Here is a 12,637-nt window from a genome sequence, read left to right on the forward strand (position 1 = left end):
GTCGCTCTTTTTTTGAATACAATACGTAATCATTACGAACTGGCAAAGGGGTGAATCCGCATGGCGAACCCGGAAACGGAACAGATCATTCAAATGATATCCCGCAACGGCTTACGGGTTACCGAGCAACGCAAGTCCATCGCCGAATTGTTCGCGGGCACCTCGGATTTGTTAACGCCGATGCAGGTCTATCATTATCTCGGGTCGAAGCATCGGGGACTCAGCTACGATACGGTATATCGCAATCTGAAGCTGTTGCAGGAGATGGGAGTACTCGAGCCGTTCTACAACAAAGACGGAGTGAAATTCGGCGTCAACCGAACCCCCTCCGATGCTCAGCAGCATCATTTCGTATGTATGAATTGCGACATCGTTTATCCCTTTGAATCCAGCACTACAGCCGTGATACCGCAATTGCCGGCGGAATTCAAAGCTGTCATTCATCGGCATGAGGTTCTTGGGTATTGCGCCGATTGCAGCAAGTCATAAGCAAGTAATCTACTAGCAAAGGGTGAAGAAATGTTACTCGCATCCATGAAGAATGTCGTCTACGGCTATGGGGACACTCCTTGTTTGGAAGACGTGGATATCGAGATCCACAGCGGGGAGTTCGTAGCCGTAACCGGGCCTAACGGAGCTTCCAAAACTACGCTGCTCAAGTTATCGCTCGGCTTGCTTCAGCCATGGAGCGGAACGGTTGCCCGAGCCCGAAGGCGCGAAGACGGAAAGAAACTCGTCGTCGGTTACGTTCCTCAACAGATTTCCGCCTTTAATAGCGGATTTCCTAGCAAAGTATTGGAATTCGTTCGCTCGGGTACATATACGCGCGGATCTTGGTTTAGAAGAATTGATCGCAACGATCATGCGCTAGCCGAGCAAGCGCTGAAGCAGGTCGGAATGTGGGAGCAAAGGAACCGGAAGATAGGCGAATTGTCAGGCGGACAGAAGCAGAGGATTTGCATCGCAAGGGCATTGGCGCAGCAGCCGGATTTGCTGGTGCTAGACGAACCCTCCAACGGGATGGATACGGATAGCCGGTCTAGGCTCTACGCACAGCTAGGCGGACTGGTCAAAGAACGCGACATCACTGTCGTCATGGTCACCCATAGCTTATCCGAAGCAAGCCCCTACTTGGATCGGATCATCCAGTTGGAAAGGAAGGAGGCCGGAGGATGGAAATGCTGCACTACGACTTCATGCAAAGGGCATTTTTCGCCGGTGGGGTAATCGCGATGATCGCTTCGGTGCTTGGCGTATATCTCATGCTGAGAAGACAGGCGTTAATGGCCGATATGCTCTCTCACGTATCGCTGGCCGGAGTCGCGGCGGGAGCTTTGCTTCAATTTAATCCTGCTTTGACCGGCTTTGCCATAGCCGTACTTGGCGCAATCGTCGTGGAGTTCGTCAGAAGGTCGTATAAATCGTATTCCGAGGTTTCTATCGCGATCATCATGATCGGCGGACTATCGACGGCTGTCGTCTTGATGTCCATGAATCCGGGAATTAATCGAGGCTTTTCCTCTTATCTGTTCGGATCCGTCGTTGCCGTGCAGAAGACGGAAATCATTCTTGTCGTCGCTGTCGCTTTTATAGGCTCTTTGTTTTTCTATTTTCTAAGAAAACCGTTGTACCTCATTACCTTTGACGAGGAGACGGCGACAGCGAACGGAGTGCCCGTGAAGTTTATTTCCCTGCTATTCAGCATTGTGACGGGGATGATCGTAGCGGCGGCCATGCCTATCGTCGGCGTTCTGCTCGTATCTTCCTTAATTGTGCTGCCTGCCGCGTTGGCGATTCGGCTTGCTCCAAGCTTTACCGCGGCTTTATGGCTGGCCATGATGATCGGAGTTGCGGGAGTTTTCTCCGGTCTGACGGCTTCTTATGAGATGAGTACTCCTCCCGGGGGGACGATCGCGTTGACGCTGTTGTTGTTTCTGATCATGGGAATCGGGATCAAGAAGGTTGTCGTGAGATGGAGCAAGCTGCGGAATAAGAAGAGTGAAGAAGAAAGCGGCGGGGAGTTAAAAGAATTGCGGGACACGGTGAGGCTTCAGCAAGATTCGACTGTCATTCATTAAATTATTTTATCGTTAGGTTATGAGGAGGAAGTTGGAATGAAGGCTATCAGTAAAGGTTTGGCTGGGTTTGCGGTTGCGGCATTGATTTTATCGGGATGCGGAAATTCGAATGGGAAAAACTGGGAAAAATTGAAAGTGGTCGCCTCCTTTTATCCGATGGTGGAATTCACTAAGCAGGTGGCGGGAGATCATGCGGATGTCGTTGGCTTGATTCCATCCGGCGCAGAGCCGCATGATTGGGAGCCGTCGCCGAAAGACGTAACGGCCATTCAAGAAGCCGACGTGTTCGTATATAACGGAATCGTAGAAGGATGGGCCGAGAAAACGCTCGCGAGTGCCTCTAACGATAAGAGAATCGTTGTGGAAGCAAGCAAGGGTATCGCATTGATGGAAGGCACGGAAGAGCATGAGCATGGTGAAGAAGCGCAAGCGGAAGAAGGACATTCGGGGGATGAACATTCGCTAGATCCGCACGTATGGCTGGATCCCGCGTTAGCCCAGCAGGAAGTTCGTCTTATTCAAGCTGGGTTGGAGAAGGCGGATCCGGACAACAAAGACGACTACAAGAAAAACGCGGATGCTTACATCGAGAAGCTTAAAGCGTTAGACGATAAATTTAAGAAAGATTTGAACGGTGCCAAACATAAGGAATTCGTTACCCAGCATGCCGCTTTTGGATACTTAGCCAAGTCTTACGGTTTGACGCAAGTTCCGATTGCCGGATTGTCGCCGGAGCAGGAGCCGTCCCCGGAGGAGATGGCGGGTGTCGTCGCATTCGCGAAGGAGCATGAGGTAAAGACGATCTTCTTCGAAACGCTCGTCGACCCGAAGATTGCCCAGACAATCGCGGATGAAATCGGCGCCAAGACCGATGTGCTCAATCCTATCGAAGGACTGACTGAGGAAGACATAAGCAAGGGTCTTGATTATATCGGTATCATGACTAACAACCTTGCCGGGTTGGTAAAGGCTTTGAACGAGTAGGAGAATATTTCGGAATCGCGTAGGGAGCAAATGATGATGAACAATAAAAACAAACTTCCGGTCACCGTATTAAGCGGCTATTTGGGCGCTGGCAAGACGACTATTCTCAACCACGTGCTGAATAACCGAAATGGGATGCGGGTTGCCGTAATTGTAAACGATCTAGGCGACGTGAATATCGACGCGGATCTAATTAAAGATGGCGGCGGGCTTTCGAGAACGGACGAGAAACTCGTGGAGATGTCCAATGGCTGCATTTGCTGCACTTTAAGGGAAGACCTATTGCGTGAAGTGGAAAGGTTGGCTAAGGAAAACAGGTTCGATTACGTTCTGATCGAATCGACCGGAGTAGGGGAACCTATCCCCGTCGCTCAGACGTTTACTTATATCGATGAAGAGCATGGCGTTGATCTAACGCAGTTTTGCCGGCTGGATTGTATGGTGACCGTTGTAGATGCTTATCGGTTTTGGAGCGATTTTGCCTCAGGCGATATGCTGCTGGACCGCAAACAGGCGGTTGGCGAAGAGGATACCCGCGAAGTCGTAGATTTGCTCATCGACCAAATCGAATTTTGCGATGTGCTTATTCTCAATAAGTGCGACAGGGTGGGGGAGAAAGAACTCGGCGAGCTGGAAAAGGTGCTCCGCAGCCTTCAGCCCTGCGCTAAGCTCGTCCGCTCGGAGTTCGGAAGAGTGGATGCTGCCGATATCCTGAACACGGGGTTGTTCGACTTCGACGAAGCGAGCCAATCGGCGGGATGGATGCAAGAAATGGCGAAGGAGTATCATGTGCCGGAAACCGAGGAGTACGGCATCTCGTCTTTCGTATACTTGCGCATTCGACCGTTTCATCCCGAGCGGTTGATGGAATGGATGAGCGAGTGGCCGGCAGAGGTTGTACGCGCCAAAGGGATGGTATGGTTAGCGACTCGCAACGATATGGCACAGAACTTCAGCCAAGCCGGCCCATCGATCCAATTCGGTCCGGCGGGCTATTGGGTTGCCTCATTGCCTGAGTGGGAAAGGGATGAAATCCTTCGCGAGGATGAGAAAGTCGCGAGCTATTGGGACTCCGTCTATGGCGATCGGATCAATAAGATCGTGTTTATCGGGCTTTCCTTGAACCGCCAAGAGCTAACGGATGAATTGGACGATTGCCTGCTGACGGATGATGAAATGGACATGGATTGGAACGAATTTCACGATGGCTTCCCGAATCAGACGAATGTACAGCTAGAAGAGCAGTTTCATTAGACGGATGAAATGGAGTAGAGCCATAAAAAGTTTGGAAAATAAGGAGAGGTAACTCATGCGGGTCATCATCACTTTGGCGTGCACGGAATGCGGGGATCGCAACTATACGACTTCGAAAAATAAACGCACGCACCCATCGAGGCTTGAATTGCGGAAATATAGTCCACGCCTCAAGAAGTACACGATTCACCGGGAAACGCGCTAATAGGCAGGTTAGACAAACAAAGCAGGGATTACCCACGGTAGAATGTTAAATCTACTGGAGGTCATCCCTGTTTTTTATGAGCAGGGAAGATGTCCGAAGCTCCTGAGTGGTGAGGGCAGTTTTTTGGCCTTGGCGGAGTCGCAGCGCCACACTCCTGGTGGTGAGGGCAGTTTTTTGGCCTTGGCGAAGTCGCAGCGCTGCATTTCCGGGTGATGAGGGCAGTTTTTTGGCCTTGGCGAAGTCGCAGCGCTGCATTTCCGGGTGATGAGGGCAGTATTTTGGCCTTGGCGGAGTCGCAGCGGCACACTCCTGAGTGGTGAGGGCAGTTTTTTGGCCTTGGCTAAGTCGCAGCGCTGCGTATCTGGGCAGCAAGGTTCAGCGAGAGCGAATTAAACCGTTCTGCCCTCCATCAGCGACACGGGAATCACAATTTGCCGAAGAAGCGATGGATCCTCTATTGCCTCCAAAAGCAAGCTTACGGCCTCCTCGCCCATCTTCAGTTCTTGCTGCTCGATGCGAGAGAAGAAATACCCTTGAAAATCGCGGATAGGAGGGGTGTCGAAAGAAAGGATCGCCAACTCATCGGGCACTTTTTTGCCGATTTTCATAGCTGCTTCAGCCACATGAAAGGCAAATGCGCTGGAAAAAGCGAATACGGCTGAAATCTCCGGTTGGGACTGCAGCCAATCGCGAACCATTTCCTGAGTCATCGCACCATCCAAATAGGTGATTTCATCGATGCGGGTTAACCATTGAGAAGGTTCAATCTTAAGCCCCGCTTTTTTGGCCATGTCCAGATAACCGGAGAAACGGTCCTCGGAGCTCGATGTTTTGGATTTGGTCCCGGATACGATCCCGATCTGCTTATGCCCCTTTTTTATCAAATATTCCGTACCCATATAACCTCCAAGATAATTGTCGGAGTATACGGCATTCGTTTTGATGCCGGGGAGATAACGGTCGATCAGGACGAAAGGAAATCCATCCGTTTTCAAATTCAATATCGCCTCGCTGTAAGCCTCCCCGTCCACAGGGAAAATCAGCAGCCCATCCGCACCTGCGGCGCGCAAGAAACGAATGCCTTCCATTTCTTCAAGCTGGGTCGAAGCCGAACGTACGATAAGGATCAAATTAAGATCTTTGCATGCTTCTTGCACGCCTTGCAACAGATGGGCAGAAAATTCATCGTTGGTCAGCGGGCTTAGAAATCCCACTCTCTTTATCGCATCGCCAGTTTCCGCAAAGAGCTGCGAGACGGGTTTGGGAGCATGAGGGTCGGCGACAAAAGTGCCTTTGCCGGCGATCCGGTAAATAAGCCCTTCTTCCACAAGCAGCTTCAATGCGCTTTTGATCGTAATCCGGCTGACGCCGAACTGTTGGATTAAATCCGCCTCGATCGGTATTTGATCTCCCGGCTTCAATTCTCCCCGCTCGATCTTTTCTTTGAGTGTTTCCCTTATTTGAAAGTACAATGGTTGGTTGCTTGTAGGTTGCGACATAAGCTTTCCTCTCGTCTAAATAAAAGTATTATAATGTATTATATCATTATGTTACATCAAGGTTCAATTGGTTTTTTCGAAAACTTTAGTAAGTAAAAGTAACAATTATATGCTTTTTACATATAACAAATGAAAATATTCATGATACAAATATAATAAAACATCATTGACATATAATAATATGTGATTTATTATAACCTTAGTTGAAAGAAAGCGTATTCAAGACTCTGCCAATGGGGGATACAAATTTTGCAGAACATCTGGAAATGGCGGTACTTTTATTTGTTGCTTACGCCCACGGTCCTTTATTTCATCATTTTTAGTTACATCCCTTTTTATGGCGTTGTAATCGCTTTTAAGAATTTTCAGCCGTTTTTGGGAATCTGGGACAGCCCTTGGATCGGTTTGAAAAACTTCGAAACGATGTTTTCATCCGTTAAGTTTCCCGAACTGATTCGCAACACTGTGCTAATTAGCCTGTATCGGCTCATTTTCGGCTTTCCTGTGCCAATCCTATTCGCGCTGCTGCTGAACGAGGTTCGTGCGATATGGTTCAAACGAACCGTGCAAACGATAACCTATTTTCCACACTTTCTGTCTTGGGTCGTGTTCGGCGGAATTATCTTTAACGTCATCGGTCCCTCCGGAATCATTAATCTCGTGCTGGATAAGCTCGGATTGGAAACGATCAATATGGCAGCCAACCCGGACTTATTCCGCCCGCTTGTTGTCATAACCGGTATTTTGAAAGAGTTCGGCTGGGCCGCAATCATCTATCTGGCAGCCTTAACGGGAATCGATCCGCATCTGTATGAAGCAGTGAAAGTGGACGGTGCGGGAAAACTCCGGCAAATCTGGCATATTACGCTGCCTGGCATTAGGCCGATGATCGCAATGCTTCTTATTTTGCAGCTGGCGAGCGTGTTGGATGCCGGTTTCGAGCAGATTCTCATTTTATCCAATCCAGTTGTCTACGGTGTTGGCGATATTATCGATACCTATGTGTACCGCGTCGGCTTGCTGGAATCGAATTATGGACTGGCAACGGCGGTTGGCCTCTTTAAGGGAGTCATCGCCGCGATCCTGATCGTGTCTGCCAATCATATCATTCGTCGGACGGGAGAGAAATCTTTATGGTAACGTCGCAAGTTCAAGTCGAAACGAACGAATTGAAGCTTATCAATCGGCCGCAATTATTGGACCGCAACCCGATGTGGGTGCAGTTATTGATTTACTTGATCCTGATCGCGCTAGCGCTGGTCACCCTGCTGCCGATTCTGAACGTGTTCGCGATGTCGTTCAGCGAAGCGCACGCTATTTACGAACATCCTATGATGCTCGTTCCGTACAGCTTTACGCTGGAAGCTTATAAATATATTTTCTCGACATCGATTTTGCTCAAATCGTTTTCCGTAACCGTATTCGCAACGAGCGTCGGCACATTATTCAATCTCGCAGTGACAATAACCGGCGCCTACGCCTTATCGAAGACAAGGATGCCCGGAAACAAAGTGCTGCTATGGGTTTGTGTTTTCCCTATGCTGTTCGGGCCCGGGTTGATCCCGATGTATATCCTGCTGAAAAACGTGCATCTGCTGAACAGCATCTGGGTTCTAGTGATATCGGGCTTGGTCGTCCCTTTTAATCTCATTCTGATGCGCAACTTTTTCTGGAGCATTCCGGAAGAGCTAGAGGAATCCATGCGGATCGACGGGGCGAGCGAAGTCAGTATTTTATGGCGAATGATCATCCCGCTCTCGAAACCGGCTATCGCTACCATCGGTCTTTTTTATGCCGTAGGCCATTGGAATGATTTTTTTACGGGGTTGTTTTTCATTACCGACAACACGAAGTGGCCATTGCAGGTGCTTCTCCGTTCCATCGTCATCGATATGAACGCACTGAACATGAGGGGCGTATCGACCATGGTGAGCCAGGATGCGACCAAGATCATGCTGACTCCGGAAAATATCAAGGCGGCTACGATCATCTTTGCAGTGGTGCCGATCCTGCTCGTGTATCCTTTTCTGCAAAAATATTTTGTCAAAGGGATCATGTTGGGCTCCGTGAAAGGTTAAACGCGTTGGGGGATCCGCAAGGATTTTTCATAGAAAACAAATCTGTGGATGAGGTGAAAGAACATGAACAAGCAAATGGTTACAAAACAGGGGGTCTTCTTGCTCGTCTTCATCATGGTTGTAACTCTACTGGCTGCCTGCTCCGGAAACAAAGAAAAAGAAAGCGAAAAGCCGGGAAATTCAGGGGACTCGGGGAATTCGGCAAGTACACCCGCAGAAACCAAGGGAGAGACGGAAAAACCGGTCAAGTTCAGCTATGTAAGACCGGTATGGGGGGCAGCCACCTATACCAAAGGGGGACCTTACGAGAAAGAGCTTTTCAAACAAGGCAACGTGGAAATCGACGCGCAGATCATTCCGGTAACCGAATACGATCAGAAAATTATGACCATTATCTCCTCAGGCGATATCCCCGACGTGCTCTGGGCGCTCGGACCTACGGACAAGAAATTCAAAGATATGCAGGACCAGGGCGCATTCATGAAAATCAATGACTATTTAGACAAATATCCAGCGGTAAAAGCAGCGGTTCCTCAATCGGTATGGGATACGCTAACCGACGAAAAAGGGGATATCTACTTTATTCCGAATGTGTCCAACCCGCTTATTCCTATATTCATGTATTACCGGAAGGATATATTCGAGAAACTCGGCATTGCCGAACCGAAAACGACCAAGGAATTGGAAGAGGCGCTGGTCAAAATCAAGCAAAGCGACTCCAAGCTGATTCCGTTGACGGCTCAGGATACGATATGGGGGCTCGGCGCTCTGTCCACCTCATTCGGATTCCCGCATTACGCCTGGGGGCCGGCGAACGGGGAAAATACGGATAATCCGCAAAAGATTGTTCCTTGGTATTTGACCAAGGGAGGAAAGGACTATTACTTCTATCTTAAAAATCTAAAGACTCGAGGTCTTCTGGACAACGAGTTCTTAATTGCTAAAAACTGGGATCACGCCAAGCAAAAATTTACGACGGGCAAAGCAGCTGTCCTTGGTATTAACTGGGGATACGGTCCGGAAATCCTTTCCTCGATGAAGAAAACGAATCCGTCGGCAAAAATCGGCATTCTTCCTCCGCTGGAAGGACCTGACGGTACGATGGGCGGCATACGTCCTTTCGGCGCTTGGGACCGCGGGATGTACATTTCTTCGAAAATGAGCGATCCGGACGGCTTCTTCCGCTTTTTGAACTGGACATTGACGGATGGCAGCGATTTAAGAAGATACGGCATCGAGGGCAAAACCTACAAGGTGGAGGATGGTAAGAAATTGCTTCTGGCGGACGATGATCGGGAAGCGGATTATAAAAACGGCCAGATCGAACCGGTGAGGTTTATAAACCCAATGTCAGAAGCGCTAGACTGGGAATCCGAGGAAGCGAAATACAAAGGTGCGGGCGTTGGGGAGTTTTTTGCGGATGCAAAAGCGAAATTCGATACCTACAATCAGGTACAATACCCTGAATACCGCAATCCAACGATCTTTTCTCCGGTCGAAATCGAGAAGGGCGCGCAAATTTATAATGATTATTTACAGACGGTTATTGACGGCGCGATCATCAACGACAAAATTACGGAAAAGGATTGGGATGCCGCTATCGACAAATATTTGAAAGCGGGCGGTCAGAATATCGTCGATGAAGTGAACGCGCTCCAGAAAAATAAAAATAAACCTAAATATTAAACGTCGTGAAGGCGGAGGCGGAGCTTTCGTTCTGCCTCCGCCTGCTTATTACAGACATACAGAGGATAGGAGGATCCGGAAAGATGACCCGACAGCTGCCCGATAAACAACTTAAACAAATATTCGTCGTCTCCCACACTCACTGGGACAGGGAGTGGTACCAGGACTTCCAAAGTTACCGGATTCGTCTCGTTTATTTAATGGATGAATTGCTGGATCATTTGCATCGAGATCCGTCTTACCGTCACTTCATGCTGGACGGACAGACGATTGTCATAAACGATTACTTGGAAATACGTCCGGAACGAGAAGAAGAACTGCGGAATTTTCTGCGGCAAGGCAGACTTGCGGCCGGGCCTTGGTACGTCATGCCGGATGAATTCCTGGTCGGCGGAGAATCGCTTGTCCGCAATCTGCTTGTCGGCTTTAGACAGGCGAGAAGGATGGGGACGGAACCGATGAAATCCGGCTATATGACCGATATATTCGGACATAACAGCCAAATGCCCCAAATTTTCCGCGGATTCGGAATCGACAATGCGGTTTTCTTCCGCGGGTTTCACGGTAACGGAGATCCTTCGGAATTGTGGTGGGAAGGCGCCGACGGAAGCAGGGTGCTGGGACTGAAGTTGGACGAAGACCGGTCGTACAGCGATTTTTACTTTTTCCTGCGTTGGCCGTTTGCGGATCGGGCGTTTCGATATGACGAGGAAGAATTGATCCAGCGGGCGGAAGCTATGATCGCATACAAATCCGAACGCGTCACGACGGATATCGCGCTCAGCCTCGATGGCTGCGATCATGTCGAGATCGAACCCCGTCTGGGCTGGATGCTTGAACGGCTCAATAACGAGAAAACCGGCGTGGAATGGAAGCATGGCAAGCTGGAAGATTATGTAGCCGAACTGCACGGCCGGATTGGAAACCTCGAAGTATTCAATGGCGAACAGCGGCTTCCCGGCTATAACGGCGTCAACAACGCGGTGCTCGCCAATGTTCTTTCATCACGCGTGCATCTCAAACAACTGAACCAAGCCAGTGAAAATTTGTTGACCGGATGGGCAGAACCGTGGAGCATATTCGTCTCGCGGGAAGGACGGTCTTATCCGAAGTCGTTTTTGGATCAGGCTTGGAAGCATCTGCTCGAAAACCATCCTCATGATTCGATTTGCGGCTGCTCGATTACCCCGGTACACGAAGATATGCTGTATCGCTTTGCCCAGAGCCGTTCCATCGGGGAAAGGATGACAAGCGAGGCGTTTGCGTTCGTATCCGGTCATGTCGACGAGAAGGCTTTGCACGGGCGTCATGCCGTGGTGGTGTTCAACTCATCGCAGCGGCCGGTCAAAGGTATAGTGCAATTGGAGTTGGAACTGCCGGCAAGTTCATTTATTCCGTCCGTATCACCCGAGAGCGGGGGTACGAACTTCAGGCTGCTCGACGCCGAAGGCCGAGAAGTGCCATTCCAGGTCATAAGTTTAAAGAAAAACAGCATGAAAAGATGGCGCCCCTATCGCGACATTCCCCATGGCGAAGGAGTGGATTGGTTGAATGTAGCGCTGCAGGCAGATGTTCCGTCATTTGGCTACACCACTTATACCGTCGACATGAACGCGTCCCAGCCGCCGGGCAACAGAGATTACGCCTTTCGCAAACTTGCCGAGCCGATTCGTTATATCGGAAGCCAACAGGTTTCTCCGAACGTCTGGGAGAATGGGAAAATTCGTCTGGAGGTCGGCGCAAACGGTACGCTGCTGCTTCAAGATCTGGATACCGGTTTCGAAACGCGCGGGCTTCTGACTTTCGAAGACGAAGCGGATATCGGAGACGGCTGGAAATATATCGCTCCGATCGTTAATGAAACGGTACATTCATCGGTTGGCCAAGCGTCCTTATCCATCGTACATGATGGACCTCTCGAAACGTGTCTGCGCATAGCGCTGAGGATTGAATTGCCGCAAGCGATGGATCCATCGAGAACGCGTCGTTCCGAGGAGCGGATTAGCCTTCCCATAACGACGTTCGTAACGATACGTAACAATGATTCCCTTATTCGTTGCAGGACGGTCGTGGAGAATGGCGTACGCGACCACCGTTTGAAATTGCTATTTCCAACTGGAGTCGACAGCGATATGTATTATACGGGAACCCCGTTCGACGTCGTGGAAAGAAGCGTCAAAAAGGCGGATTACAGCCGGCATATGGAAAAAGACAGCGGAGTCGTACCGCACAATGGGCTATTGGCCATTAGAGGCGAACGGCAAGGATTTGCCGTATACAGCAAAGGCCTGTATGAAGCGCAAATGCGGGACGACCAGACGCGAACCGCCGTGCTGACGCTTTACCGGAGTACGAGAGACGAAGTGTTAAGCGACGGAGGTGATGGCGGTCAACTGCTGGGAAGGCTTGAATTCGAATACGCTTTCCGCCCGTTCGATGCCGTTGCCGTATCCTTCGGCGATTTACTGGCGGAGCAGCAACAATTTGCGCTCGGCATTCGCACCATTAACCGCAATCCTGGCCCCGTTGCCTTCGAAACGCTATGCAGAAGGGAAGCCGATCTTCCCCCGGTTCGTTCCTATCTAAACGTATCCGGAAACGATTTGATCGTCAGCGCCTGCAAAAGGGCGGAAGACGATAGTGAGGCTTGGATTATCCGACTGTGGAACAGTGCGGAGTTGGAGACAAACGGAACCATTCAGCTTCCTTATCCGGTACTTCGGGCTGAAAAGGTGGATTTGGATGAACAGACGATTGGACCCGTAGAAGCGGTTCAGGGAAATTCATTAAATGTCGCGGCGAAAGCGAAAGAGATCGTGACCTTGAAGCTATGGTTTGCATGATGACGGGGAA

General features: G+C 49.9%; 11 protein-coding genes. 10 read left to right on the top strand and 1 reads right to left on the bottom strand.

Features of this window, described 5'->3' with window-relative positions:
- Nucleotides 1–60 precede the first annotated feature (60 nt).
- The 6 genes from K7P76_RS22435 to rpmG are packed head-to-tail and all read left to right on the top strand — an operon-like array spanning nt 61 to nt 4,521.
- On the top strand, nt 61–489 hold the full coding sequence (locus K7P76_RS22435; protein ID WP_232187556.1) for a Fur family transcriptional regulator: 429 nt from the start codon (nt 61–63) through the stop codon (nt 487–489).
- A gap of 30 nt (nt 490–519) precedes the next feature.
- A complete protein-coding gene (locus K7P76_RS22440) occupies nt 520–1,227 on the top strand; it encodes a metal ABC transporter ATP-binding protein (RefSeq protein ID WP_232187557.1) in 708 nt (235 codons plus the stop codon).
- On the top strand, nt 1,173–2,078 hold the full coding sequence (locus K7P76_RS22445) for a metal ABC transporter permease (RefSeq protein ID WP_232187558.1): 906 nt from the start codon (nt 1,173–1,175) through the stop codon (nt 2,076–2,078). Before K7P76_RS22440 ends, K7P76_RS22445 begins: the two co-directional genes overlap by 55 nt.
- A 36-nt stretch (nt 2,079–2,114) precedes the next feature.
- Nucleotides 2,115–3,062, top strand: a complete 948-nt coding sequence (locus tag K7P76_RS22450) for a metal ABC transporter substrate-binding protein (protein WP_232187559.1) — start codon at nt 2,115–2,117, stop codon at nt 3,060–3,062.
- 36 nt (nt 3,063–3,098) lie between these two features.
- Nucleotides 3,099–4,316 (top strand): GTP-binding protein, encoded by a 1,218-nt coding sequence (locus K7P76_RS22455; RefSeq protein WP_232187560.1) that lies wholly within the window; start codon nt 3,099–3,101, stop codon nt 4,314–4,316.
- Nucleotides 4,317–4,371: 55 nt separating this feature from the next.
- The gene (rpmG, locus tag K7P76_RS22460; RefSeq protein WP_232187561.1) at nt 4,372–4,521 is read left to right on the top strand and encodes a 50S ribosomal protein L33; all 150 of its coding nucleotides are present in this window, start codon (nt 4,372–4,374) and stop codon (nt 4,519–4,521) included.
- Between the two features lie 389 nt (nt 4,522–4,910).
- Here the strand turns inward: rpmG and K7P76_RS22465 are convergent, their stop codons facing one another.
- Complete coding sequence (locus tag K7P76_RS22465) at nt 4,911–6,020, bottom strand: GntR family transcriptional regulator (RefSeq protein ID WP_232187562.1); 1,110 nt, start codon at nt 6,018–6,020, stop codon at nt 4,911–4,913.
- A gap of 249 nt (nt 6,021–6,269) precedes the next feature.
- On the opposite strand from K7P76_RS22465, the gene K7P76_RS22470 reads away from it, so the two are divergent.
- From K7P76_RS22470 to K7P76_RS22485, 4 genes are all read left to right on the top strand, one after another.
- Nucleotides 6,270–7,160, top strand: a complete 891-nt coding sequence (locus K7P76_RS22470; protein ID WP_232187563.1) for an ABC transporter permease — start codon at nt 6,270–6,272, stop codon at nt 7,158–7,160.
- Nucleotides 7,154–8,098: a carbohydrate ABC transporter permease gene (locus K7P76_RS22475; protein ID WP_232187564.1), complete on the top strand. Its 945-nt coding sequence runs from the start codon at nt 7,154–7,156 to the stop codon at nt 8,096–8,098. Before K7P76_RS22470 ends, K7P76_RS22475 begins: the two co-directional genes overlap by 7 nt.
- 63 nt (nt 8,099–8,161) lie before the next feature.
- A complete protein-coding gene (locus K7P76_RS22480; protein WP_232187565.1) occupies nt 8,162–9,784 on the top strand; it encodes a type 2 periplasmic-binding domain-containing protein in 1,623 nt (540 codons plus the stop codon).
- Nucleotides 9,785–9,867: 83 nt separating this feature from the next.
- Nucleotides 9,868–12,627 (top strand): alpha-mannosidase, encoded by a 2,760-nt coding sequence (locus K7P76_RS22485; RefSeq protein WP_232187566.1) that lies wholly within the window; start codon nt 9,868–9,870, stop codon nt 12,625–12,627.
- Nucleotides 12,628–12,637: the final 10 nt, after the last annotated feature.

The organism is Cohnella silvisoli (assembly GCF_021190915.1).
GTDB classification, from domain to species: domain Bacteria; phylum Bacillota; class Bacilli; order Paenibacillales; family Paenibacillaceae; genus Cohnella; species Cohnella silvisoli.